The organism is Cutibacterium sp. LaCa_255, from assembly GCF_057458005.1.
On record NZ_CP190956.1, the window covers coordinates 1,600,018 to 1,624,179 of the forward strand.

The 24,162-nt window shown below is 64.1% G+C and carries 25 protein-coding genes; 1 reads left to right on the forward strand and 24 read right to left on the reverse strand.

All coding sequences use genetic code 11. The annotated features are described in order from the left end of the window. Positions 1 to 17: 17 nt before the first annotated feature. The 11 genes from ilvN to ACP8ML_RS07260 all read right to left on the reverse strand — a co-directional run bounded on the left by ilvN (position 18) and on the right by ACP8ML_RS07260 (position 10,930). Positions 18 to 524: an acetolactate synthase small subunit gene (gene ilvN / locus ACP8ML_RS07210; RefSeq protein WP_065674038.1), complete on the reverse strand. Its 507-nt coding sequence runs from the start codon at positions 522 to 524 to the stop codon at positions 18 to 20. Then, on the reverse strand, positions 521 to 2,353 hold the full coding sequence (locus ACP8ML_RS07215; RefSeq protein ID WP_117189222.1) for an acetolactate synthase large subunit: 1,833 nt from the start codon (positions 2,351 to 2,353) through the stop codon (positions 521 to 523). Before ACP8ML_RS07215 ends, ilvN begins: the two co-directional genes overlap by 4 nt. A 207-nt stretch (positions 2,354 to 2,560) precedes the next feature. Further along, complete coding sequence (locus ACP8ML_RS07220; RefSeq protein WP_016667808.1) at positions 2,561 to 2,971, reverse strand: HIT family protein; 411 nt, start codon at positions 2,969 to 2,971, stop codon at positions 2,561 to 2,563. Positions 2,972 to 3,015: 44 nt separating this feature from the next. Further along, entirely contained in the window at positions 3,016 to 3,777 is a 762-nt protein-coding gene (gene hisF, locus ACP8ML_RS07225) for an imidazole glycerol phosphate synthase subunit HisF (RefSeq protein ID WP_016667809.1), read from the reverse strand. A 71-nt stretch (positions 3,778 to 3,848) separates the two neighbouring features. Next, positions 3,849 to 6,608, reverse strand: coding sequence for a DEAD/DEAH box helicase (locus ACP8ML_RS07230; RefSeq protein WP_117189224.1), 2,760 nt, complete (start codon positions 6,606 to 6,608; stop codon positions 3,849 to 3,851). Between the two features lie 29 nt (positions 6,609 to 6,637). Further along, positions 6,638 to 7,531: a diacylglycerol/lipid kinase family protein gene (locus ACP8ML_RS07235; RefSeq protein WP_117189226.1), complete on the reverse strand. Its 894-nt coding sequence runs from the start codon at positions 7,529 to 7,531 to the stop codon at positions 6,638 to 6,640. Between the two features lie 38 nt (positions 7,532 to 7,569). Beyond that, positions 7,570 to 8,463 carry a twin-arginine translocase subunit TatC gene (gene tatC, locus ACP8ML_RS07240; RefSeq protein WP_065674033.1) on the reverse strand — a complete coding sequence of 298 codons (894 nt, stop codon included), beginning with the start codon at positions 8,461 to 8,463 and terminating at the stop codon, positions 7,570 to 7,572. Positions 8,464 to 8,471: 8 nt separating this feature from the next. Further along, positions 8,472 to 8,705 (reverse strand): twin-arginine translocase TatA/TatE family subunit, encoded by a 234-nt coding sequence (locus tag ACP8ML_RS07245; RefSeq protein WP_004810948.1) that lies wholly within the window; start codon positions 8,703 to 8,705, stop codon positions 8,472 to 8,474. A gap of 92 nt (positions 8,706 to 8,797) precedes the next feature. Continuing rightward, the gene (locus ACP8ML_RS07250) at positions 8,798 to 9,001 is read right to left on the reverse strand and encodes a hypothetical protein (protein ID WP_004810945.1); all 204 of its coding nucleotides are present in this window, start codon (positions 8,999 to 9,001) and stop codon (positions 8,798 to 8,800) included. A 1-nt stretch (position 9,002) separates the two neighbouring features. Next, positions 9,003 to 9,971, reverse strand: a complete 969-nt coding sequence (locus ACP8ML_RS07255; RefSeq protein WP_065674031.1) for a WYL domain-containing protein — start codon at positions 9,969 to 9,971, stop codon at positions 9,003 to 9,005. Further along, positions 9,968 to 10,930 carry a helix-turn-helix transcriptional regulator gene (locus tag ACP8ML_RS07260; RefSeq protein WP_015582539.1) on the reverse strand — a complete coding sequence of 321 codons (963 nt, stop codon included), beginning with the start codon at positions 10,928 to 10,930 and terminating at the stop codon, positions 9,968 to 9,970. The genes ACP8ML_RS07255 and ACP8ML_RS07260 overlap by 4 nt, the downstream gene beginning before the upstream one ends. Before the next feature lie 45 nt (positions 10,931 to 10,975). Here ACP8ML_RS07260 and gluQRS point away from each other — a divergent pair, with 45 nt between their 5' ends. Further along, on the forward strand, positions 10,976 to 12,007 hold the full coding sequence (gene gluQRS / locus ACP8ML_RS07265; protein ID WP_117189228.1) for a tRNA glutamyl-Q(34) synthetase GluQRS: 1,032 nt from the start codon (positions 10,976 to 10,978) through the stop codon (positions 12,005 to 12,007). Positions 12,008 to 12,055: 48 nt separating this feature from the next. Here gluQRS and ACP8ML_RS07270 read toward each other — a convergent pair whose 3' ends face one another. From ACP8ML_RS07270 to ACP8ML_RS07330, 13 genes are all read right to left on the reverse strand, one after another. Further along, positions 12,056 to 13,132, reverse strand: coding sequence for an FKBP-type peptidyl-prolyl cis-trans isomerase (locus ACP8ML_RS07270; protein ID WP_311734330.1), 1,077 nt, complete (start codon positions 13,130 to 13,132; stop codon positions 12,056 to 12,058). Positions 13,133 to 13,141: 9 nt separating this feature from the next. Further along, the gene (locus ACP8ML_RS07275; RefSeq protein WP_016667813.1) at positions 13,142 to 13,879 is read right to left on the reverse strand and encodes a pseudouridine synthase; all 738 of its coding nucleotides are present in this window, start codon (positions 13,877 to 13,879) and stop codon (positions 13,142 to 13,144) included. A 17-nt stretch (positions 13,880 to 13,896) separates the two neighbouring features. Beyond that, complete coding sequence (locus tag ACP8ML_RS07280; RefSeq protein WP_065674029.1) at positions 13,897 to 14,259, reverse strand: hypothetical protein; 363 nt, start codon at positions 14,257 to 14,259, stop codon at positions 13,897 to 13,899. After that, positions 14,244 to 15,161, reverse strand: a complete 918-nt coding sequence (locus ACP8ML_RS07285) for a ParA family protein (protein ID WP_065674028.1) — start codon at positions 15,159 to 15,161, stop codon at positions 14,244 to 14,246. The genes ACP8ML_RS07280 and ACP8ML_RS07285 overlap by 16 nt, the downstream gene beginning before the upstream one ends. 96 nt (positions 15,162 to 15,257) lie before the next feature. Beyond that, positions 15,258 to 16,178 (reverse strand): site-specific tyrosine recombinase XerD, encoded by a 921-nt coding sequence (locus tag ACP8ML_RS07290; RefSeq protein WP_065674027.1) that lies wholly within the window; start codon positions 16,176 to 16,178, stop codon positions 15,258 to 15,260. Next, positions 16,175 to 16,834 carry an NUDIX domain-containing protein gene (locus tag ACP8ML_RS07295; RefSeq protein WP_117189230.1) on the reverse strand — a complete coding sequence of 220 codons (660 nt, stop codon included), beginning with the start codon at positions 16,832 to 16,834 and terminating at the stop codon, positions 16,175 to 16,177. The genes ACP8ML_RS07290 and ACP8ML_RS07295 overlap by 4 nt, the downstream gene beginning before the upstream one ends. Next, positions 16,831 to 18,531, reverse strand: a complete 1,701-nt coding sequence (gene pyrG, locus ACP8ML_RS07300) for a CTP synthase (protein WP_117189232.1) — start codon at positions 18,529 to 18,531, stop codon at positions 16,831 to 16,833. Before pyrG ends, ACP8ML_RS07295 begins: the two co-directional genes overlap by 4 nt. Before the next feature lie 75 nt (positions 18,532 to 18,606). Continuing rightward, positions 18,607 to 20,286, reverse strand: a complete 1,680-nt coding sequence (recN, locus tag ACP8ML_RS07305; RefSeq protein WP_065674024.1) for a DNA repair protein RecN — start codon at positions 20,284 to 20,286, stop codon at positions 18,607 to 18,609. Continuing rightward, a complete protein-coding gene (locus ACP8ML_RS07310) occupies positions 20,283 to 21,239 on the reverse strand; it encodes an NAD kinase (protein WP_171048576.1) in 957 nt (318 codons plus the stop codon). Before ACP8ML_RS07310 ends, recN begins: the two co-directional genes overlap by 4 nt. 21 nt (positions 21,240 to 21,260) lie before the next feature. After that, positions 21,261 to 21,998 (reverse strand): TlyA family RNA methyltransferase, encoded by a 738-nt coding sequence (locus ACP8ML_RS07315; RefSeq protein WP_117189262.1) that lies wholly within the window; start codon positions 21,996 to 21,998, stop codon positions 21,261 to 21,263. 216 nt (positions 21,999 to 22,214) lie between these two features. Continuing rightward, a complete protein-coding gene (locus ACP8ML_RS07320; RefSeq protein WP_117189827.1) occupies positions 22,215 to 22,838 on the reverse strand; it encodes an energy-coupling factor transporter transmembrane component T family protein in 624 nt (207 codons plus the stop codon). Continuing rightward, positions 22,835 to 23,554 carry an energy-coupling factor ABC transporter ATP-binding protein gene (locus ACP8ML_RS07325; RefSeq protein WP_117189828.1) on the reverse strand — a complete coding sequence of 240 codons (720 nt, stop codon included), beginning with the start codon at positions 23,552 to 23,554 and terminating at the stop codon, positions 22,835 to 22,837. The genes ACP8ML_RS07320 and ACP8ML_RS07325 overlap by 4 nt, the downstream gene beginning before the upstream one ends. Next, positions 23,551 to 24,120: a biotin transporter BioY gene (locus tag ACP8ML_RS07330; protein ID WP_117189829.1), complete on the reverse strand. Its 570-nt coding sequence runs from the start codon at positions 24,118 to 24,120 to the stop codon at positions 23,551 to 23,553. Before ACP8ML_RS07330 ends, ACP8ML_RS07325 begins: the two co-directional genes overlap by 4 nt. Between the last annotated feature and the right edge of the window lie 42 nt (positions 24,121 to 24,162).

The following is a 24,162-nucleotide window of genomic DNA, read 5'->3' on the forward strand; positions in this document are numbered from 1 at the left end:
GTTCGAGGAATTCCTGGTCACCCAGAGCGTTTTGCCCCGAGAGCGGCGGCACCACGGTTGAGAGCCACCTGTCCGGACTGAACGAGTTCGATGATTCCGAACGGCTCCAGCATCTGCAGCAATGCGTCCAGCTTCTCACGTCCCCCGGTCGCCTCGATCGTCAGTGACTCCAATGAGACGTCGACGGTCTTGCCCCGGAACAGTTCGACGGTGTCGATGATCTTGGAGCGATTCTCGACGTTGGAGCGCACCTTGACGAGGATGAGCTCACGGGTGACCGCACCGTGATCCAACTCGACAATCTTGTGAACCTCGATGAGTTTGTTGAGCTGCTTGACGATCTGCTCGAGGGCCTGGGCGGAGACGACGCTCACCCCGATCGTCATCCGGGACTCGCTGGGATCATCGGTCGGCGAAACGGTCAGGGACTCGATGTTGTATCCCCGGCGGGCGAACAGGCCCGACACCCGGGTCAGCACGCCCGGACGGTTCGTCACCAACACCGACAGCACGTGTCTGGTCATCTCAGTTCTCCTCGGTTCTGTCGTCCGCTGTCGTCCGCATCGTCCTCGTCATCGACGGGTGCGATCTCATCCCCGGCATCTCCCCAGTCGGGAGCCATGTCGCGAGCGATCTTGATGTCGTCGTTGCTGGTCCCGGCGGCCACCATCGGCCACACCATGGCGTCAGTGTGGACGACGAACTCCACGACCACCGGACGGTCGTTGATCTCGTTGGCAGTCTTGATCGTCTCGTCGACCTTGTCTGGATCGGTCACGCGGAAGGCCGCACAGCCCATCGCCTCGGCGAGCTTGACGAAGTCCGGCAGACGGTCGGAGTGCAGGTCAGTGTGGGAGAACCTGGAGTCGAAGAAGAGGTTCTGCCACTGACGCACCATGCCGAGCACGTTGTTGTTGATGATGGCGATCTTGACCGGTGCACCGTTGAGGGCGGCCGTGACGAGCTCCTGGTTGGTCATCTGGAAGCAGCCATCACCGTCAATACCCCACACGGTGGCATCAGGACGCCCGACCTTGGCACCCAAGGCTGCCGGGATGCAGTACCCCATCGTTCCGGCGCCGCCGGAGGTCAACCAGGAGCGTGGCTTGTCGTGCGGCAGGAAGTGGGAGGCCCACATCTGGTGCTGGCCCACACCCGTCACGAACACGCTGTCCTCGGGTGCCAGGGCGCCGATGCGCTGGATGACCTGTTGCGGGGAAATCTCGCCCTCGGGCACCTCTTCCCACGACGGCGCGTAGATCTCCTTCATCCGCTGCAGCTGACGCACCCAGTTGGAGATATCGGGCAGTTCCTTGCCCTCCAGGGACTCCGCCAAGCGCGACAGGGTCAGCCTTGCGTCCCCGACAATCGGGACATCGGCATGACGATTCTTGCCGATCTCAGCCGGATCGATGTCGGCGTGGATGACCTTGGCGCCGGGAGCGAAGGTGTCGAGACGCCCGGTGACACGGTCGTCGAACCGAGTGCCAACGGCGATGAGGAGGTCAGCGCGCTGCAACGCCCCGACGGCAGCCACCGAGCCGTGCATGCCGGGCATGCCGAGGGCCAACGGATGTGTGGCCGGTAAGACGTCGCGGGCCATCAAGGTAGTTGCGACCGGGATGCTCGTCATGTCGACCAACCGAGCCAGTTCGCCCGCACCCTCGGCCTTGGCGACGCCGCCACCGATGTAGAGCACCGGACGACGAGCGGCACGGATGAGGTCGGTCGCCTCCTTGATCTGCCTGCCGTGGGGACGAGTCGTCGGCTTGTAGCCAGGCAGGTCGAACTGCTTGGGCCACGTGAACGGGACGACCGAGGTCTGGGCGTCCTTGGTGATGTCGATCAGGACCGGGCCGGGTCGTCCGGTCGACGCGATGTGGAAGGCCTCGGCCATCGCCAACGGGATGTCCTCGGCACGGGTGATGAGGAAGTTGTGCTTGGTGATCGGCATCGTGATGCCGCGTATGTCGGCCTCCTGGAAACCGTCAGTTCCGATGAGGGTGGTACCGACCTGACCAGTGACGGCCACCAGTGGCACCGAATCCAGGTAGGCGTCGTAGAGCGGGGTGACGAGGTTGGTCGCGCCTGGCCCCGAGGTCGCCATGCACACACCCACCTTTCCGGTGGCGACTGCGTACCCCTCTGCGGCATGGCCAGCTCCCTGTTCATGGCGCACCAGGATGTGCCGCACCCTCGCGGAATCCATCAGCGGATCATAGGTTGGCATGATCGCACCACCGGGAAGTCCGAAGACAACCTCGGCACCGAGCTTCTCGAGGCTCTCGATGACGATCTGTGCGCCAGTCATCATCTGTTGATGCCGGGATTTCTCGGTCATGCCATCCTCCATCCGTGGTTGCGAAACGGTGCCCTTCATTGGCGCTGCCAAGATCCTGGACAAGAAAAAACCCTCGCTGCCGAGGTGGCACACGAGGGAGCGTCCTATCCGAGGATGAGGACGCTAACCAATAACAAGAAGCTGGCCGTTCATGCCTTTGAGCTTCGTGCATGAGCGGCCAGCCGTCAACCAATTCGGACAAACGTCCCATATTGTGGACTATCTTCTGTTCGGCTCTCCGGTCACCATGGCAGCAACCTCCTCGACCGGGCGTCGCGGCATGGTCGAACGAATGGCATTGATCCCGGGCTCGCGGTCATACCGCGGAACGACATGGACGTGAAGATGATGGACGCTCTGACCAGCGACTTCACCCGCGTTGGAGACGATGTTGACCCCGGATGCTCCCAGCGAATCGACGAGACGCCGAGCCACCTTCGTCACCATCGGGCTGATACGAGCCAACTCCCCGTCATCGTCGAGAACGCTCGTGACATGCTTCCGCGGGATGACGAGGGTGTGGCCATCCTGGAAGGGCTCGATGTCGAGGAATGCGACCGAGATGTCGTCGGAATCAACGATCGTCGCAGGGATGTCCCCCGCAGCAATTGAGCAGAAAAGGCAGTCCATGAATCATGACTACCACAACAGCTCTCCCTAATGACGATGTTCGCTCAGCGGACCTCGAAACCGGCCTCGCGCAAGCCGTCCTTGACCTGGGCAATCGTCAGGGTGCGGTAGTGAAACACCGATGCAGCCAGGACGGCGTCGGCACCGGCTCGCACCGCCTCGACGAAGTCAGACACCTTGCCGGCCCCGCCCGAGGCGATGAGTGGGACGTCGACTGCCCGGCGTACCGCCTCGATCATCTCGATGTCGAAACCATCCGTGGTGCCGTCAGCGTCCATGGAGTTGAGCAGGACCTCTCCGGCTCCTCGGTCGACGGCTTGACGCGCCCACTCAACGGCATCAAGACCGGCCGAACGGCTTCCACCGTGGGTGGTCACCCCGAATCCGGAGGGCTGGTCTGGTTCCCGTCGTGCGTCGACCGACAGCACGATGACCTGGTTGCCGAATCGGTCGGCGACCTCGTCGATGATCCCCGGGTTGGCGATGGCTCCGGTGTTGATCCCCACCTTGTCGGCACCCGAGCGCAGCAGGACGTCGACGTCGTCAACCCCGCGTACCCCGCCGCCCACCGTGAGGGGCACGAAAACCGTCTCGGCGCAGCGGGTCACCACCTCGCGGGTGGTGGCTCGTCCCTCGCTCGAGGCGGAGATGTCAAGAAAGGTCACCTCGTCAGCACCCAGGCGTCCGTACTCAGCCGCCAATTCCACCGGATCACCGGCGTCGCGCAGACCGACGAAGTTGACGCCCTTGACGACTCGTCCGTCTTTGACGTCGAGACACGGGATGACACGCACAGCCACAGCCATGGCCACAGGCTACCGGGCGTGGCCCCTTGGCCCAGGGGGTGAGCAGGTGCCGTCGGGGGTGAGCGGCGGTCTCACTCCTCCTCGCGGTCCATGGTGACGACCCCGCGCTGCATGGCACCGACCACCTGACGGCAGGTGTGGGCAAGCTCCTCAGAGACTCCGGCATGAGCGATCTGGCCCGCCAGATCACAGACCTGGCGCACCCGGCGCACGAAGTCACCGGCACTCATGTCATCGAGCACCGTTTCCAACCCGGCCCCAGCAGCCCAGGCATAGGCCATCTCCGCGAATCCGATGTCGAGATCGCGAGGACGCTCGATACGGTGATCGCGCTCCAGCAGGCCGATTTCGGCTCGCACGGCTCGGAGCTGGGATTCCGCCGACTCGCTGCCATGGTCGGGCATGCGGTGCAGGTGGCCACGATCACCAGGACGAGATTCGTGGACGATGGTCGACAACACCGCGGCCAGCTGGGGGTAGTCCAGTTTGTCGAAGACACCACGCCGAATGGCCTCGGCCGTCACGAGGTCGAGTTCGGAGTAGATCCCCGACAACATTCGGCCGGCGTCGGTGACGTCCTGGCCCCCTTCACCGAGGTATCCCAGTGCCTCCAGGACGAGCACGATCCGCTCGAACTGGGTAGCGATCGACGTGGCTTTGGCCCGCGCTTTCGCCAACTCTCGCTCGCTGCGACGCGACAGCCTCATGGCACGCTCGGCAAAGCGAGCGTGGGATTCCCGATCCGGGCAGGAATGGCAGGGATGCTGCCTCATCCGAGCCCTCAGCTCACGGATGCGCTCGGCCAGTTCCGCGTCCACCTCGGGACGTTTCGGTTGGATGACCGGCTGCCCCAGACCGTCAAGGACTCGATCGAGGGCCTTACCCAGGGATCGACGATCGGCCTGATTTCCTGGGTGAAAATGGCGCGGAACCGTGACCCCGGCAACCCGCTTGACGGGGGCGTCGACGTCCTCATGACCTAGGCGAATCACGGTGCGGCCCGGGGTCATGACAAGTGGATGCGGACGCTTACCCCGTTTTCCGTGAGTACCGGGGTCGACGACGACAACCCACCCGGCGTACGGACCGGACGGCACCGCGATGACGTCACCCGAGTCGAGACGGGACAGGGAATCGGCGACCTGGCTGGGCCGTTCCCCCTTGCGCAGCCGAGCCTGCTCATGCTCCAGCTCGCCGATCTCCTCACGCATGCGGGCGTACTCCGCGAAATCGCCGTGCTCGCAGTGGGCCGCTTTCAGGTAGGCGTCGATCTCGGACTGGGTCTTACGGCTCCGTACTGCCGAACCACCCAGCCTGCGATCGGTCTGGAACTGGGCGAAGGAGTGTTCCAGCAAGTCACGGGCCTTCTCGCGTCCCATCGATCCGACGAGGTTAACGGCCATGTTGTAGGTCGGGACGAAGGCCGAGTTGAGCGGATACGTCCGTCGCGACGCCAGACCGGCCACCGCACGGGGATCCATCCCAGCTTGCCAGCACACCACCGCATGTCCCTGGGTGTCGATGCCGCGGCGTCCGGCGCGACCGGTGAGCTGGGTGTACTCGCCCGGTGTGATGTCGGCATGGGTCTGTCCGTTGTACTTGACGAGCTTTTCCAGCACGACGGTGCGAGCAGGCATGTTGATACCCAGAGCCAGCGTCTCCGTGGCGATGACGACCTTGAGGAGCCCTGCGACAAACCCTTCCTCGACGATGGCCTTGAGCACCGGCAGCAGTCCTGCGTGGTGAGCGGCGATACCGCGCTCGAAGGCCGCCACGAAGTGGTTCCAGCCCACCGCTCGACGCTCCTCGTCTGTCAATCCCTCGCCGTGGCGCTCAGCGATCCGGCGCAGTTGGCGGGCCTCCCGCTGGCTCGTGAGGACCAGGTCGGTGTTGAGTAATTGGCTGACGGCGGCGTCACATCCGGCCCGGGAGAACACGAAGATGATGGCGGGCAGCAGATTGGCCCTCTGGAGGGACCGCACGACCTGAATGCGACTGGGTTGGTTACGAGGACCGCGCGGCTTGTCACGTCCGCCTCGTCCTCGACGCTGGGCGGAGGCTCCGCCGAACCGGCCACTGCCATAGGAGACATTGCGTTTCCCCTTGCCAGAGCGGCCTCGGGGACGACGGGAGTCGTCCCGCTGGAATCTGGACTCCTCCTTGGCGATGGAGATCAGCTCCGGATTGACGTCGGTGAGACGCCTGTCGCCAAAGAGATCATGGAGTCGCCATCCAACGGCCACGTGCTGGGTCAACGGGACGGGGCGACGCTCGGAGACGACGACACGAACGTCCCCGCGCACCTCGTCCAGCCACTCCCCGAATTCCTCCGCGTTGGACACGGTCGCCGAGAGTCCGACGATCTTGACCTGCGGGTCCAGACCGAGGATGACTTCCTCCCAGACCGGGCCACGGAAACGATCAGCCAGGTAGTGCACCTCGTCGAGCACGACCCAACCCAGGGTGTCGAGGGTGTGGGAGTTGCGGTAGATCATATTCCGCAACACCTCAGTCGTCATGACGACAACGGGAGCTTCCGAGTTGATGGTGACGTCACCAGTCAACAGACCCACCTGGTCCTCACCGTGACGAGCCACCAGATCATGGAACTTCTGGTTGGACAGCGCCTTGATAGGGGTGGTGTAGAAGCACTTCAGACCTGAGGCCAGAGCCAAGTCAGTGGCGTACTCGCCCACCACCGTCTTACCGGCCCCCGTCGGCGCGGCGACCAGGACCCCGGCACCGTCGTCGAGATCCTGACAAGCCGTCACCTGGTAGTCGTCAGGTTCGAAGGACAGCCCTGCGATGAACCGGTCAAGAGTCTCGCTCATGCCTCCAACCTAGCGGCCAGGTACGACCGTCACGGCAGACCGACGAGGTTGACCGCGGATGAACGAGCGACGACGGTCAGTGGAACGTCCCCGATCTCTTCTCCGTCGGCCATCGCAAACATGTCATCTCCATCAATGTCAACGCGTCGGGCGCGCAGGGTCTCCACGAAGTCGAGATGGGTGAACCGGCCGGCGTACAGCAGGGGCAGGCAGCTGAGCAGTGTCCGGCGGGATACGGCATGGATGATCGTGATGTCGAGCAACCCGTCGACGACGCTGGCCGTCGGACAGACCCTCATCCCGCCACCGAAGTGTCCGCCATTGCCGACGGCGATGAGCATGGCGTCGAGCTCTCGGTCCTGCCCATCGATGCTGATCCGGTAGTGCCTGGGAGTGAACTCGGCCAGGGCTGACAGCGCGACCCAGCCGTAACTCAGCGGGCCGAACTTCGTCGTCATGCGGTTGGTACGTCGGTTGACGATGGCGTCGTACCCGGTGGAGACAACGCATCCCACCCAGCAATGCCCGCCGTACACGGCACCTGTGACCTCGGCGAGGTCGATCCGAGTGGGCTGATCAGCCACGATGTGCCTGATCGCATCGTCAACCCTGGAGGGCAGGCCCACCGACGAGGCAAAGTCATTCCCGGTTCCCGATGGCACGATGGCGAGCCGGATCCTGGTCCCTGCGAGATGGTTGAGTCCCAGGTGGACCATGCCGTCTCCGCCCATGACGACGACGCGGTCCCCCTCACCGTCGGTGGCCGCAAACTCAGCCAATGCCTCGTCGGCATTCTGAAAGCTGGTGGTGTGTACGGCATCGACGTCACCGAAGGCCCGCTGCAACTGTGCTGCCGCCCAGGGCTGGAGACGATCAGCGCGGCCGCCACCGGCGGCCGGATTGACAAGCAGACGGGTTGTCATGCGGCGCACTCCTGCCGCGACGCAGAGGTGGGCACGGATCAGTCGATCTGAATGTTGAACTCGGATTTGTCGATGCCCAGGTCATCGGTGTTGCGCTTTCGCTCATTGCTGCGGCAGATCCACTCGGCGATGACGTACATCACGCTCAGTGGTACCGCGAGGGCACACATCGAGATCGGGTCACCGGACGGATTGACGAAGGCGCCAAGGCAGAAGAAGCCGAAGATGGACCACTTGCGCGCCGACTTTAACTGCGCAGACGACAACACGTGGACCAGGTTGAGCAGGACCAGCACGACCGGCAACAGGAAGCTCACCCCGAACAGCAGGATGACGCGAATCTCCAGCGCAAGGAAGGCATTCATGTCCAGCAGGTTGGTGATGCCCATGCCGTGGGGAGTGAAGTTCAACATCAGGGCGATGCCCTTGGGCAGCACCCAATATCCCAGCGCGGAGCCGATGAGGAACAACGGAATGGCCGATCCCAGGAATCGCAGCGCCCATTTCTTCTCGTTGACGAGAAGACCAGGGACGATGAAGGCCCAGATCTGGTACAACCAGACAGGACAGGCTGCGATGAGTCCGGCGACGATGGCCACCCTCATGTTCAACACGAACGGGGCGACGACACCGTTGTTGACGACCTGCAAGGAGGCCGTCGGATTCTTTTCCTTGATCGCGGCGCTGGCCTGCTGGTAGGGATACATGACGATCTCGACCAGCGGCCGGTAGAACACGAAGGCCACGGAGCTCGTGATGACAACCGCGATGAAGGACACGATGATTCGGTAGCGAAGCTCCCGGACATGATCCAGGAGAGACATCGTGCCGCCCTCCCCGGCCTCGGGCGGACGAAATCGGGCAAACCGACGGTGCTCCTCACCGACGGTCTGCCCCACCTCAGCTTGCTCGACCGGAGTATCCGTGGCCATGAGTTGACTCACTCGGTCGGCTTGCTCTGATCCTTGACGACGTCAGCCTCGACGGCCTCGATGTCCTTCTCGGCCTCCTTGTCCTTGCCCTTGTCGAGACCGGCAGTCTCTTCCTTGAACTCACGGATGGCGCGACCGGCACCCTTGCCAACACCGGCGATACGGGAACCACCGAAGAGAACAAGCGCGAGGACGACGATGATGATGATGGTCATGTCATTCGCGATGAGCAGAGGAGCCATTGAGGCTCTCCTTCCAGACTTGGCTGGCACCCTTCCCGCACCACACAGGAGGGCCGCCAGCTCGACGATCGGCGTTCAGGCTACCACGACGCTCACCGTACATCGGGCCTCATCGACTCCTTGCCAGCAGTGGTGTCGAGATCCTCCAGGACGTGAGCCAACTCGTCGAGCCGACTGGTCGTCCGTTCCACGTCGCTCAGCAATGCGACGACCTTGTGCCACAACCAGATCATGCCGACCACGATCTCCACGACAAACAGGACGAATGCGAGGACAAGGACCCACATCCACCACATATCAGGACTCGCCCCCAGCCTCACGCTGTGGCACCTCAATACCGTTGGCGATGGCGGCCGCGCGTGCCAGCTGAATCGCTGGAGCAGCCGCACGAGGCGGATCTACGGCGAGGACATCGGGGCTCAGACCCACCATGAGCTCGGCGAGCCAGGTCGGTGAGGCGACTGCGAACGTCACCTTCCACACGTCCCCATCCTTCTCGACGTGACGCACCGGGTGGTATTCGGCGACCCATCCGGCACGCGGGGCCAGGGTCAGTGTCACTTCATCGACGACATCGGAAAACCACTCAAGAGTCTTGGGCGGACGGCCATGATTTGTGGCGTGACCCACCCTCTTGCCTGTCACGATGCGATCCAGACGCCAGGTTCGCCACTGTTTGCGGGCCATCGACCACCCTACGAGGTAACGATGACCGTCACGAACCTCCACCCGGACAGGATCGACGACCTGGGTGTGCGGGGTGGGGTCATCGCCTCGCTTGTGGACGATCTCGATGCGCCACTTGTTGGCGCAGGCTCCGGTGAACCATTCCGAACGCGGGTCGTAATCGGCCTCCACGCTGGCTTCGACCGGATCCGGACCGGACTGCGGGCAGACCTGGCGCAACTTCTCGACCGCCGACGCCACGGCAGGCCGAACGGTGTCGTCGGCCAGATCGGCGATGACCTGCAGAGCGGCCAGCAGGGACCACGCCTCGTCAGGTGTCAGACGCATGGGGCGTGGCAGGGCATCGGCATTGGTGATCGTAATGGTGCCGTCGGAGTCGACGGCATCCATGTCGATGTCGATGAGATCGTCCGGCATGCCGCCGGGCAGTCCGACCATCCACAGGATCTTGAGATCCGCGATCACCCGGTCGGTGGTCACTCCGAAGACCCTAGCGACCTCGGTGACGGCGACTCCGGGATGGGAACGCAGATACGGGATGAGCGCGAGCAGTCTGGCGGTGTCAGTACGGGCGGTCATGAGGCATCCTCCTCCAACCGCAGGACGGCCTGAATACGATCGGCGAGCACCGTGCGGGCCTTCTCCGGGGCGAGCAGAATGATCCGTCCACCAGCGCGCAGCACCGCGGTGGCGGCCTCGTCATATCCGCCAAACCCGCCGGTGACGACCTCGTACCCCTCAGGAACGGGTCCATCCCACTCCGCACGAGTCGTCATGACTCCCAGACGCACACCGGGAGCGACGGCCATGGTGACGTCGACCTCCTCGGGCTCCGGCGGTTCGAGGCGATTGAGGTGGGCCTCAATGACCTCAGGTTCGGGACTGGTGACGGTACCGGGCTCCCCCACAGTCGTCACCGCAGAACTGATGCGCGAGAGACGGAACAGTCGCGGCTCGTCGCGGTCCACGTCACGTCCAACGAGGTACCAACGTCCCCGGCGCAGAGCCATTCGCCATGGATCGACGGTGCGCTGTTTGCCACCTCGGTACCCGAACCTCACCCGGGACCGGTCGATGGTGGCCCGCCACAGATCAGAGAAGGACGGCGCGTCAGCTCCCGTGACGACCTGCGTGGCAATACCGGCCTCGGTGTCGGGCTCGACACCAGCAGCCCGCAGCTTCACCAGCGCAGAGGTGGAGGACTCGTCAAGAACGGACTCCCGCCACACCCTCGCCGCAGTGGCCAGGGCGTCGGCCTCGGCCTGGGTGAACTGCACGGGAGGTAGCTCGACGTCCGCACGGGGGATGCGGTAACCGACCTCGTCGCCGAAGAAGGTGTCGAGGGTCACGGACTCGACGGTGATGCCGATCCGACGCAGTTCCTCCTTGTCGCGCTCGAAGGAGCGCTGGAAAGCGACCTCGGAGACCCTGCGGTAGTCCTCGATCATGTCGCGCAGCTGGGCACGAGTGAGAGGACGGTCAGTGACCAGGAGAGCGATGACGAGGTTGACCAACCTCTCCGAACGCTGCGCAGCCATCGGCACCCTCCCTTCCAGCGTCACAGCCTACCCATGTGGGCGGGCATGCCCATTCCGTCACAACAATTTTTGCCTACACTGCCGCTCGTGACCGATTTTGCCGCGACCCATTCCTCTCCGCAGCCATCCGCGGCAGCGGGGCGATTCGCTCCGTCCCCCACCTCGACCCTCCACCTGGGGAACCTCCGCACCGCGTTGGCGGCCTGGTTGCTGGCTCGATCCTCGGGACGGCGATTCGTGGTGCGCATCGAGGATCTGGATCAGGCACGGGTGGCGGCCGCCGGAAACATCGCCGCGGCCCAGTTACGGGATCTGGAGATCCTTGGCATCGACTGGGACGGACCAGTGGTCCGACAGTCGGAGCGTCGTGATCTCTACGCCGACGCCGTCGCGGGCTTGGACACCTACCCCTGCTTCTGCACTCGCAAGGAGATCGCGGCAGCGGCCACCGCCCCCAACGAGGCCGACTGGCGTCCATACCCGGGGACCTGCCGAACCGTGACTGCACCACAGCGCGAGGAACGGGCGACGAAACGTCCTCCCGCCACCCGCCTGGCCAGCCAGGTCGACTCCTTCGAAGCCACCGACCTAGCTCGGGGACATTGCCGAGGACGAGTCGACGATCTCGTTCTGGTGCGTAACGACGGCATCCCCGCATACAACCTCGCGGTGGTCGTCGACGACGGACTGCAGGGGGTGGACCAGGTCGTTCGGGCACGGGACCTGTGGTCATCGGCACCGCGTCAGTCCCACTTGGCCGCACTGCTGGGTTTCGAGGCCCCAACCTATGCGCACACCGGTCTCGTCGCTGCCCCCGGTGGTGAGCGTCTCTCCAAATCGGCGGGAGCAGCAGGACTGACCCGGCTCATGGCTGGGGGGATCGACCGCAACCGCATCATGGCGTGGCTGTGCCGGTCCTTGGGGCTTCCAGAAGTCAGCGACCCGCATGACCTCATCGGGTCCGCGGCTCTGACCCCGCCCTCACCCCCGGCCGAGGTCATCCCACTGGATCCCGCTTCCCTCGATGGCCCGTTGGGGTGGTGGAATGACGCCGTCCTCTCCGTGGACGAGTTGTGACAACTGATTCGGCCGGGCCTGTCAGGCAGGACCAGCCGAATCAGTGCCTCAGGACTCCTTCTGAGCCGAGAGAATATCGATGACGTACACCAAGGTCTCGCCCTTCTTCACGGGCGGATTGGTGTTGCCCTCCGGATAGGCATCGGCAGGCGGGACGATGAGCATCACGCGCGAACCGACCGTCTGACCCACCAAGCCCTTCTTCCACCCCGGGATGACCGAGTTCATGGACCCGGTGACGGCCTCGCCGGAGAACCCGTCCTCGATGAGCTCCTTCGAGGACCAGGCGTAGGTGCGGTACTTGACGTCAATCGCATCCTTGGCCGTGACCTTCTTGCCATCTCCCTTGGTGAGGGGCTGGATGACAAGCTTCGACGGCTTCTTGGCGTTGCCGATCGTCACGACCGGGGCTCCATGAACCTCCTTGACGGTTGGCAGGCCGGACGCCGGGGTCACTGCCTCGCCCTTGGCCTTGGTGAGCGGCACACCGACGATGTCGACGACGAAGACGAGGGAATCACCCTTCATGATGCCAGCCTGCGGGGCACCACCCTGGGAATCGTAGGCGTCAGAACCCGGCATCATGATGAGGACGCGATCGCCCTCATGTTTGCCGGCGAGACCCTTCGCAAATCCTGGGACGACCTGGGACAGCGGGAAGTCCACGGTTGACCCACGCTGGTAGGAGGAGTCGAACACCTTTCCGGTACGCCCGTTGACGCCAAGGTAATTCACCTTGACAGTGGCGTTCTTGTCGACCTTCTCGCCGTCGCCCTTCTTGAGCACCTTGGACTGGGTCTTGGCGATGGCCAGCGGCCATGATCCCTCAACCTTGGGTGCCTTGCCGTCCTCGCCGGACACCTTGATCCGATCAAGGTTCGTGACCATGGTCGGCTTCTTGGTCGGAGTAGCCGAGGCCTTCACGCTCGCGGAGGCGGAGGCCGGGGCGCTTGCCGAGGCACTCGGCGACGGCTTGGTGTCGGAGGATGACTTGTTGCAGGAGGCGAGGGCCAGTGACGACACGCACAGTACGGCGGCAAGTGCCGCGGCGCTGACCGGACGATGCTTGTTCGAACTCACCTGCCTGAGATTACCCGAGGGATGCTTCAGCACAATTCCTGCCACTGAAGCGCCTCACAACTCGACGAGGTCGAGAAGCTGCCCCAGCTCCTCTCGCGTGAGCTCGCGCATATCGCCACGTCCCAAACGCCCTAGTCTGACCGGGCCGATCGCCGTCCGGGACAGCCGACGCACCGGGTGGGCAACCGAGTCCATCATGCGGCGCACGATGCGGTTTCGGCCCTCGTGAAGGCTCACCTCGACCAAGGAGTGCTCATCGTTGGCCTGCACGAGTCGCACGGCATCGGGCTTGACCGGACCGTCCTCCAGGGTGATGCCTTTCGTAAGGCGACGAATGACCTTGTCATCGACCCGACCCTCGACGTCAGCCAGGTAAGTCTTGAGAACCTTGTACGACGGGTGGGTCATGCGGTTGGAGAATTCACCATCGTTGGTCAGCAGTATGAGTCCAGAGGTCTCGGTGTCTAGACGACCGACGTGGAACAGACGAATGCCGTGTGGCACTCCCTCGATGTCTGACAGACAGGGGCGCCCTTCTGGATCGTCCATCGTGGACACGACGCCCTGCGGCTTGTTGAGCACATAGTAGACGTGACGTCGGGCAGTAGGTATACGGGACCCGTCGACGCGGATCTCGTCGCGCTCCGGATCGACACGTCGTCCCTGCTCAATGATGAGTTCACCATTGACCTCGACTCGTCCTGCCGCAATCATCTCTTCTGCAGCCCTGCGGGATGCCAGCCCCGCCTGGGCCAGCACCTTCTGAAGCCGGATACCTTGCTCGTCGCTCATGTTCTTCCTCGCGTTGTTCAGTCAGTGGTGAGGAGACGGGCTAGCCGGGATTCCTGGCCGTTCTCCTCCAGATCGGCCAAGGCCATGGCTACCGATGCGCGCACGATACGGCCACGATCGGCGTTGATTCCCTGGGATCGCAGGGCCAACCTGGCGGTCTCCAGAGCAATGAGTTCCTCGGTGGAGACATAGACGGTGATCTTCTCATCGTGGCGGATCCGTCCGCTACCAGCTCGTTTCCCTCCCGATGCGCTCGGCGGGGACGCCTTGGCAGTTTTCGTCTCCGTGTTCTTAGAGGCCTTCGCACGTTCCGGTTCGTGGTTGCCGACGGTGGGCCGGAAGAGCTCGTTGGCTCCCGGCAGGCTCACTCGACGCGGCATCGGGCCAGAACCTCCTTGGCCAGATCACGATAAGCCTGAGCGCCCGGTGACGAGGAGGCATAGCTGGTGATCGGCTCCCCCGCCACCGTTGTCTCGGGGAACTTGATGGTGCGCTTGATGACGGTGTGGAAGACGACCTCGCCAAAGGCCTGGACGACGCGCTCCATGACTTCCCGAGCATGCAGGGTACGCGGGTCGAACATCGTGCCGAGGATGCCGAGGATTTCCAGATCCGGGTTGAGGCGATCCTGCACCTTCTCGATGGTGTCGGTGAGCAGAGCGATACCACGCAGGGCGAAGAACTCACATTCCAGCGGCATGATGACGTAGTCAGAAGCCGTCAAGGCGTTGATGGTGAGCAGACCCAGCGACGGGGCGCAGTCGATGAGGATCATGTCGTACTCGCCACGGACACGATCGATGACCCGCTTGAGGGTCTGCTCACGGGCCACCTCGCTGACGAGCTGCACCTCCGCCGCCGAAAGGTCGATGTTGGCCGGTAGCAGATCCATACCCTCGGTCTCGGTGGGCTGGATGACGTCATGAACGTCGTCGCGCCGGGACATCAGGAGGGTGTAGATCGATTTCTCCAGGGTGTGTGGATTGACTCCCAGCCCCACCGACAGGGATCCCTGCGGATCGAAGTCGACGAGCAACACCTTGCGGCCATATTCGGCCAGTCCAGCACCCAGGTTGATGGTTGTCGTCGTCTTGCCGACTCCACCCTTCTGGTTGCACATCGAGATGACGGTGGCGTGCTTCGGACCGTCGGGAACCGGCGTCGGCTCGGGAAGGTCGGGAAGCGGGCGTCCGGTCGGACCAACGGAGTTCTCGGCAGCCTCCTGGGCCTCTCGGCCCGGCCCGGGGACACGGAACAGCGGTTCGGGGTCAGTCTCGGACACGTGGTGGCCTTCCTCTCGACGTCACGACAACAATCCATGCTCGCACCAACGATAGTGGGCGAACCTGACAACCTCACCCCATCCTCGAGACTGGCCTCAGAGGGCTCGGGGGTGAGAGGACCGGTACACCTCCCTGAGATGGTCGGCCGTCACCAGGGTGTAGATCTGTGTCGTCGTCACCGAGGAATGCCCCAGGAGTTCCTGCACCACTCGGACATCGGCTCCACCGTCGAGCAGGTGGGTGGCGTAGGAGTGACGCAAGCTGTGCGGTGACAGGTGCTCGACACCCAGACCCGCGGCTTGGCCTGCGCGACGAATGACGGCCCACGCTGACTGCCGGGACAACCTCCGCCCACGAGTGTTGAGGAGCAGGGCGTGGTCGCCATGTCCGGCCCCGGCCCAGGAGGGACGTCCTCGCACCAGCCATGCGTTCACCGCCTTCGCCGCATAGTTCCCCAGCGGGACGATGCGTTCCTTGTCTCCTTTGCCGACAAGCCTCAAGCCGAGTTCTGGATCGTCCAGGACGGGACGAATGTCGTCGACGTCAAGGGCGCAGATCTCCGAGACACGCGCACCTGTGCCGTAGAGCAATTCCAGTAACGCCACATCGCGCAGGCCTTCCACGGTCTCCGTGTCAGGTGCCGCCAGTAGCGCCTCGACCTGATCCATGGACAGGGCCTTGGGAAGTCGACGAGAGCGAGTTCCCGGAGAGATGCCAGCCGTCACATCTGTCGGAGTCTGCCCGGCACCTGCGGCAAACCGATGGAGATTGCGCACCGCAACCACAGATCGGGTGACCGATGCCGGGGCCAGTCCCAGGTCGTCGAGATGGCGGCGGAATTCCTCGACGTCGACGCGGGTGACCTCCGGGAGGGATCGGATCCCGCGCGAGTCGAGGAAGTCCTGATAGCGCGCGAGGTCGCGTCGGTAAGCCTGGACCGTGTTGTCGGACAACCCTCGCTCCACGACGAGGTGACGCAGGTAGTCCTCGACCTGCTCACCGACGGTCGACCTCACTCGGCAAGGGCTCCGTTGATGCCACCGGGGCGCTCACGAATTGGCCACGGCGAATCGGCAGGACGCAGCTGGTCGATCCGGCCAGTGCGACGAGCCAGTTCAAGGGCCATGACCCCGGTCACCAGGGTCGGTGACTGGCACTGTCCGGCGTAGATCGCCTCGACGAGGTCGTCCAGCGGCTCCCAGCCAGCTTTCATCGACACTTCCTCACCCTCCAACACGAAACCTTCGGGACGAGGCGCCTCGTGAAGCCCACGAGCCAGGTAGATCCGCAAGGATTCCTGGCATCCGCCCGGGGTGGTGACGATGTCGACGAGGATGCGCCAGTCATCGGCAGCGAGCATGGCCTCCTCGGCCAGCTCCCGCTGAGCTGCCACCAGGAAGTCCTCGCCGTCGACGTCGAGCAGACCGGCAGGCGGCTCGACGAGAACCATGCGCACCGGATGACGGTACTGCCTCACCACCGCGACGCGGTCCTGGTCATCGAGGGCGATGATGCCCACCGCGCCGGGATGGCTCATGTACTGACGATTGATGTGCTCCCCGGACGGGGTGACGACAGCGTCATCGACGAAGTTGCACACCCGACCGGTGGCCTTCACCTGGTGGTCAACGACCTGCCAGCACCTGTCGCGGTCCCAGCGCTCCTGGCTCACTTGTCGGCCTCCTTTTTGGCTACGTCCTTGGCTGTCTCCTTGGGGGCTTCCTTGGCAGTAGCCTTGGCATGCTCGACAGCAGCGGCGACGAGCCCACGGAACAGCGGGTGGGCGTGCGTCGGGCGCGACTTGAGCTCCGGATGGGCCTGGGTGGCGACGAAGTACGGATGAGCCTCGCGGTCGAGTTCCACGAACTCCGCCAGACCGCCGTCAGGAGAGGTGCCGCTGATCCTCAGACCTACCTGCTCGAGGCAATCTCGGTAAGCGTTGTTGACCTCGTAGCGGTGCCGGTGACGCTCGGAGACCGTCGTCGTGCCATAGAGCTCGGCCACCAGGGAATCCTTGGCGAGCTTGGCGGGGTAGGCCCCCAGGCGCATAGTGCCGCCCAGATCTCCCTTGCCGGAGACGGCGTCGACCTGCTCGGCCATCGTCGCGATGACCGGGTCGGTGGTCTGTGGGTCAAACTCACTGGAGGCAGCGTTCTCGATACCGGCCAGGTCCCGGGCGACCTCGATAACCGCGCATTGCATGCCCAGGCACAGGCCCAGGAAGGGCACCTTGTGCTCGCGGGCGTAGCGAATGGCACCGATCTTGCCCTCGACCCCACGGATGCCGAATCCGCCCGGGACACAGATGGCGTCAGCGTCCTTGAGCTGCTGTGCAGCGCCCTCAGGGGTCACGCAGGAGTCCGAGGCCACCCACACCACGTTGGCCTTGGCCTTGTTGGCAAATCCTCCGGCACGCAGGGCCTCCGTCACCGACAGGTAGGCGTCCGGCAGGTCGATGTACTTGCCGACCAGGGCCACCGTCACCTCGTTGCGCGGCTTGCGGACTCGGTCGAGCAGGTCTTCCCAAGTCGTCCAGTCGACGTCGCGGAAGAACAGGCTGAGTTTCTGCACGACGTAGGCGTCCAAGCCCTCGCGGTGCAGGACCTTGGGGATGAGGTAGATCGACGGGGCATCCGGACAGGACACGACGGCCGGGCCCTCGACGTCACACATGAGGGCGATCTTCGACTTGATGCCCTTGCCCAGCGGGCGCTCGGAACGGCAGACGATGGCGTCGGGCTGGATACCAACCTCCCGCAGGGCTGCCACGGAGTGCTGGGTGGGCTTGGTCTTCATCTCACCGGACGGCTTGATGTAGGGAACCAGGGAGACGTGCAGGAAAAAGACGTTCTCCCGGCCGATCTCGTGCCGAACCTGACGGGCAGCCTCGAGGAAGGGCAGAGACTCGATGTCACCCACGGTGCCGCCGATCTCATGGATGACGACGTCGGGGTTACCCTCCTCCATCGCCAACATGCGTTCCTTGATCTCGTTGGTGATGTGAGGAATGACCTGAACCGTGTCGCCCAAGTAGTCACCACGACGTTCCTTGGCGATCACGGCGGAGTAGACCTTGCCGGTGGTGACGTTGGCCTGGCCAGACAGGTTCTCATTGAGGAATCGCTCGTAGTGGCCGATGTCCAGGTCGGTCTCGGCACCGTCCTCGGTGACGAAGACCTCACCATGCTGGAACGGGTTCATCGTTCCCGGATCGACGTTGAGGTAGGGGTCCAGCTTCTGCATCGTGACCTTGAGGCCACGAGCCTTGAGAAGAGACCCGAGGGAGGAGGCCGTGAGCCCCTTTCCCAAGGAGGAGACGACTCCTCCGGTGACGAAAACGTGCTTGCTGGAGTGATTGTCGGTGCCCACGGACCTCCAGCCTAACGGATGGCCCAAGGTCTCGGCCAAAGCGGCCCGGCTGGCGGACAGTCGGCGACGGCCTTGTCAGTCCTGTCCCGCAACCTCGTGCAGCAGGTCATGAGCGTGCTCCAGACCAGACTCCGAGTCGACCATGCCGCTCATCATCCGGGACAACTCGATCTCGCGCTCGGACCCGCCGACCTCTCTCAGACCAGAGCTGGTGACGGCTCCGTCGGAAGCCTTCGTGATGACGACATGGGTGTCGGCGAAGGCGGCGACCTGGGCCAGGTGGGTGACGACGACGACTTGGTGACGACGTGCCAGTTGACGCAGTCGCCGCCCAATCTCGATGCCGACCGCACCTCCGACACCGGAGTCGATCTCGTCGAAGACGAAGGTCTGTGGGGACTGGGTCTGTGCCGCGACGACCTCGAGGGCCAGCCTCACTCGCGACAACTCACCACCTGAGGCCGCCTTGGACAGCGGCGCCGGATCCGCACCTGGGTTGGACGCCAGCATGATCGTCACGGCATCGGCACCTCGCGGCCCCATGGGAGCAGGGTCGACGCGAAACTCCAGCCGAGCGTGTGGCATGGCCAGGGCCGCCAACTCCGGCTTCACCTCGGCAGCCAACCGGACGGCGGTCCGGCGTCGCACAGCACTGATGCGGTCGGCCGATTCCCGCAGCTGGGAGCGCAACTTCTCCACCTCACGTCCCAGGGCATCGAGATCATTGGCAGCGGGATCGAGTTCGGCAAGACGCTGTCGATCCGCGGCGGTGGTCTCCAGCAGATCGTCAAGGGTCGTCGTGCGGGCCCTCAACAAGCGCTGAATCGCCGCCAGCCGTCCCCCCAGTTCTTCGAGACGCTGCGGATCGGACTCGGCGCGGGCGGCATGGCCGGCCACTGATGCGGCCAGGTCTGTCAGGTCGTACGACATCTGGCGAGCGCGCTCAGCCAGTTCGGCAGCTTCCGGATCGACGTCCCCGGTGCCGTCGAGCTCGTGAACTGCCTGTTCCAGGAGGGCCAGCGTTCCCGGTTGAGGCCCGGTGGACGTCTCCAGACCGTTGAGGAGGACATCGGCCCTGCGCAGCGATTCTCGAATCGACTGAGCTGCTTGGAGCCCCGCCATCTCCGCGATGAGGTCGTCGTCCTCATGGGGCTGTGGATCGACGGCGTCGACCTCTCCCACCCGTCGGGACAGCACCTCGCGCTCCATCTCGGCCCCGGCGCGATCCTCATTGAGGCGGTGAAGACGCTGGGAAGCGGTGCGAAATTGCGTCCATAACTGGGAGTGACGCTCCAACTGCGCGGCTAGTTCCTTACCAGCGGCACGGTCCACGACGTCGAGCTGACGCGATGCATCCACGAGGCGAACCTGCTCGGACTGTCCGTGGATCGTCACCTGCTCCCCGACGACCTCCGCCAACTGGTTCGCGGCGACCTGGGCCCCTCCCAGCAGAGCCCGGGAACGACGCGTCGTGATGTGTCGGGCGCAGATGACCTCACCGTCCTCGACGGTTCCGCCCAGGTCATTGATGCGATCAGCGTCAGGAACATCGAGAACGGCCTCGACGACGGCTCGGTCGCGACCATGGCGAACCAGTCCGGTGTCGGCCTTGTCCCCCAGCAGCAGGCCGATGCCGGTGACCACCATCGTCTTGCCGGCGCCCGTCTCGCCGGTCACCGCTGTCAACGCGGAAGAAGGCTCGAAGACAGTCTCGTCAATGACACCCAGCCCGCAAATCCGGACACTGAGAATCACGAGCTCTCCCCCGGATGATTACGTCCGCGCCCCTGGCGCCACCCACTGACCGGAAGCTCAAATTTCTTGACCAGACGGGAGGTGAAGGGTTGTGCGGCCAGGCGGGCAATGCGCAAACGATCGGGGTGACGCACGACGGTGATCCTCTCCCCCGGTCGCACTGTGCAGGAGCGGCGTCCGTCGCACCACAGCACCGCGGATTCCGAACCATCTGGCTGGATGTCGAGGTCGACGCGAGCTGCTGGACTCATGACAAGGGGACGAGCGAAGAGGGCATGGGCACTGAGCGGCACCATGAGCATGGCATCGAGATCGGGCCACATGACCGGGCCGCCGGCGGAGAAGGCATAGGCGGTGGAGCCGGTCGGAGTGGAGACGAGGATCCCATCACAACTCCAGCGCTGCACGGGCAATTCGTCGACGGATGCCAACACGTCGAGCATGCGGCGTCGGGCTGCTTTCTCCAAGGACAACTCATTGACGGCAAACGAATTCCAGCGATGCTGACCGGAATGCTCGGTGACGGCGATCTTGAGGACCAGCCGGTCCTCAACGGTGTATTCGCGCGAACAGACCTTGTTGACCAGGTCAGCCATGTCGGAGCGTTCCAATTCGGCCAGGAATCCGACATGTCCCAGGTTGACGCCGATCATGGGGACGTGCCGAGGGAGGGACCACTCCGCCGCCCTCAGGATCGTACCGTCACCGCCGAAGACGACGACGACCTCAGCCTCGTGGGTGAACTCTCCGAGAGCCTGGACCCGAATTCCGGGCAGCTTCTCCGTCATCGGTTCCACCTGATCGTCGGGAACGGCGCAGCCAATGTTCCTGCTATCCATCTCGGCGATGAACTCGGCGGCCGCGTCAAAGGCGTCGTCACGAGTGGCATGGGTGACGACGACAACGTATCTGGAAGGGCTCGTGTCGTTCACGTCACCACAGTAGCGGCCCAGTGTGACCTGTCCGGCCCGCTTTCACCGACCAGACCGTTCCAGCAGGACGAAGTGCTCAACGTTTCCGTCCTGTCCGGGCAAGGGGCTGTCGCACTCGTCGCGCACTGACCAACCCAGTTCTTCAGCCTTGGCGATGACTGTCGCGACGGCTTGAGCGCGCAGCTGCGGGTCGGTGACGACCCCGTGGGCACCAAGGGCCTTGCGCCCGACCTCGAATTGTGGCTTGACCAGTAACAACATGAGGCCGTCCGGGTTCATGACGGCCGAGATCGGTTCCATGATCATGGTCAGGGAGATGAAGGAGACGTCCCCCACGACGAGATCAACGGGTTCGAAGTGGTCGTCGATGGCCAGGTCATCCGGGGTGAGATCGCGCAGGTTGAGTCCCTCGTGGACGACGACCCTCGGGTCTTCGCGCAGCACCGGGGAGAGCTGGTCGCGCCCGACGTCGACGGCATGGACGAGCTCGGCTCCTCGCGAGAGGACCACCTGGGTGAACCCACCGGTGGATGCTCCGGCGTCAAGCACCCGAGCGGGCACCTCGACATCGAGAATGTCCAGTGCCCCGATGAGTTTGTGGGACGCCCGGGAGACCCACACCTCTTCCTCTGCCACCAGGTCGTCCGAGGGGCCAACCTTCGCCGCGGGCTTGGTGACGACCACTCCGTTGACAGTCACCCGTCCTTCGCGCACCAATCGGGTGGCCAGGGTGCGTGAACGCGCCAGCTCGGCGTCGACGAGGGCTTGGTCGAGTCTCACGGGGACAGCCTGCCACCTCTCGGTGACCTGGCGCACCAGAGGTGACACAGCAGGCGTCGTCGCTGGGGCTCTCACAGGCGACGAATGGCTACTGCTGGCCGAATGATTGACGCACTTATGCATCAGGGATGTGCAGTCCCCCCACAGCTTCAGCAGATTGTTCCCAATTTGTGAGCTTTTCGTTTCACAACCTGAGCATGCGACGTGCTGAAGAGGTCACTCGTCGCCGAGCCCACGGGCCTTGAGAGCCTCTCCCATCTCCAGGGCATGGCCCACCGCACCGACGAACATCGGGATGAGGAACCTCCAGCTGGAGTGTCTCAGCCCCCTCGCCCTGGCGGCCTCCCGCACCTGTCCGACAGAGTTGATGAGGTAGGGAATCGTGGTCCACATCAGGGCCAAGGTGAGAGCGAACTTCTCAGGTTTGGCGCCGAGTGGTCGCAGGGGGCGCACCATTGAGACGATGGCGTCCATGAGAGCGCCAGGATCCGTGGTGCACGTGACGAGCCGAGCGATGTAGAGGCAGGCAAGCAGCCCTGCCACATAGATCACTCCTCGCTGCCAGGTGGTGAAGAAGCAGTGATAGGCCAGGATGAGGACGTTCGCGATCCACAGTGGCACTCCGATGGACAGCGCAGTGCGGACGGGCATCCTGGCCACGACCAGGTCAATGATGACGGCCACGACCAGGCAACCGAGGGAGAACCACCACTGCTTGACGAAGAACGGGGAGACGCCTACGACCAGCACGAGCAGGTACTTCGACCACACCGGCATCCGGTGGGCCAGGCTGTGACCAGGACGGTAACCCCCGAGGAAGGCCGAGATGTCAGCCTTCATCGGGACAGCTCCTCGGTCATCATCCGTCGGCGGTACCCGGCAATGACTTTGGCAGGGTCCCCGTCATCGACGACCCTGCCGTCCTCGACGGCCAACACCCGATCGAAGGAGGCCGCCAGCTCCAGGTCGTGGGTGCAACACAGGATCTGCTGACCCAGGCGTTCAAAGGCGTGCCGGACCATTTCTCGGTTACGCAGGTCGAGCAGGGTCGTCGGCTCGTCGGCGAGGATGACCGACGGCTCCACGGCGAGGACGCTCGCCAGGGAGACCAACTGACGCTCTCCCCCGGACAGGGCGTGGACGCTACGGCCAGCGATGGCCTCCAGTCCCTGGTCGGCAAGGATCTTCAAGGCAGCGTCGTGACGCTCCGTGCGATTGCGGATGCGCTGGCGCAAGGACAGCTCGACGTCAGCGACGGGGGTCGACATGACGAGCTGGCTCATGGGGTTGGTGAAGATGTACCCCACTCGTCGCCGCGCCGCCTTGCCGTCGATCTTGGGATCGATCCCGTCGACGGTGACGGTGCCGCTGGTGGCTTCCATGAGCCCGTTGACGAGTTTGAGCAGGGTCGACTTGCCGGCGCCATTGGGGCCAACCACAGCCACCCGACGCTCAGGAAGGGTGAGGTCCACCCCACTGAGGATCGTCACTCGTCGGTGATGTCCCTCGACGTCATACTCGTCGACGTCAACACCGACGTCCTTGAACTCAATCACGGCATGAGACGCGGGAAGGCCGTCAGCACCGCTGTGGCGATGAGACAGGCCAAGATCCCCTTGACCAGGTCGAGTCCGACGAAGGCGATATTGGCAGCCAGTGCTGCATTCAGGCTGAGCTTCGCGAAGGCCATCAGCCCGAGGATGCCGCCAAGGTACACGCACACCAGGTCGACCAGTGCGACGAGAAAAAGCCAGACCGGCAGCATCGACTTACGCGGGCGTCGCCGCAGCACGGCCGTCGCCACGGCCCCAGCCACGAAGGCTCCCAGCAGCCAGCCCCACAGGAAACCACCCGTCGGGCCGACGAGTACGCCAAGTCCACTGGCCCCACCACTGAACACCGGAAGTCCCAAGGCGCCGACGATGATGTACAGACCAATGGCACATCCGCCGCGGACGCTGCCAAGCACCATCGGCGTCAGCATGACGGCAATCATCTGCAGGGCAAAGGGCACTGCCCCCACCATGAAGATCGGCGGAATGACCGCGAGCACCGCGATGAGGGCAGCGAAGACGGCGACGAGTGCCAGGTCGGTGGCCTGGAATCCTATGCGTGATGACATTGGGTTCCTCCCATGAAGAGATCGTGCGGCCGCACGAGATGG

Coding starts and splice junctions, on each gene's coding strand:
- ilvN (WP_065674038.1), bottom strand. CDS start 524: ATGACCAGACACGTGCTGTCGGTGTTGGTGACGAACCGTCCGGGCGTG.
- ACP8ML_RS07215 (WP_117189222.1), bottom strand. CDS start 2,353: ATGGAGGATGGCATGACCGAGAAATCCCGGCATCAACAGATGATGACT.
- ACP8ML_RS07220 (WP_016667808.1), bottom strand. CDS start 2,971: ATGGACTGCCTTTTCTGCTCAATTGCTGCGGGGGACATCCCTGCGACG.
- hisF (WP_016667809.1), bottom strand. CDS start 3,777: ATGGCTGTGGCTGTGCGTGTCATCCCGTGTCTCGACGTCAAAGACGGA.
- ACP8ML_RS07230 (WP_117189224.1), bottom strand. CDS start 6,608: ATGAGCGAGACTCTTGACCGGTTCATCGCAGGGCTGTCCTTCGAACCT.
- ACP8ML_RS07235 (WP_117189226.1), bottom strand. CDS start 7,531: ATGACAACCCGTCTGCTTGTCAATCCGGCCGCCGGTGGCGGCCGCGCT.
- tatC (WP_065674033.1), bottom strand. CDS start 8,463: ATGGCCACGGATACTCCGGTCGAGCAAGCTGAGGTGGGGCAGACCGTC.
- ACP8ML_RS07245 (WP_004810948.1), bottom strand. CDS start 8,705: ATGGCTCCTCTGCTCATCGCGAATGACATGACCATCATCATCATCGTC.
- ACP8ML_RS07250 (WP_004810945.1), bottom strand. CDS start 9,001: ATGTGGTGGATGTGGGTCCTTGTCCTCGCATTCGTCCTGTTTGTCGTG.
- ACP8ML_RS07255 (WP_065674031.1), bottom strand. CDS start 9,971: ATGACCGCCCGTACTGACACCGCCAGACTGCTCGCGCTCATCCCGTAT.
- ACP8ML_RS07260 (WP_015582539.1), bottom strand. CDS start 10,930: ATGGCTGCGCAGCGTTCGGAGAGGTTGGTCAACCTCGTCATCGCTCTC.
- gluQRS (WP_117189228.1), top strand. CDS start 10,976: ATGCCCATTCCGTCACAACAATTTTTGCCTACACTGCCGCTCGTGACC.
- ACP8ML_RS07275 (WP_016667813.1), bottom strand. CDS start 13,879: ATGAGCGACGAGCAAGGTATCCGGCTTCAGAAGGTGCTGGCCCAGGCG.
- ACP8ML_RS07280 (WP_065674029.1), bottom strand. CDS start 14,259: ATGCCGCGTCGAGTGAGCCTGCCGGGAGCCAACGAGCTCTTCCGGCCC.
- ACP8ML_RS07320 (WP_117189827.1), bottom strand. CDS start 22,838: ATGAAGGCTGACATCTCGGCCTTCCTCGGGGGTTACCGTCCTGGTCAC.
- ACP8ML_RS07330 (WP_117189829.1), bottom strand. CDS start 24,120: ATGTCATCACGCATAGGATTCCAGGCCACCGACCTGGCACTCGTCGCC.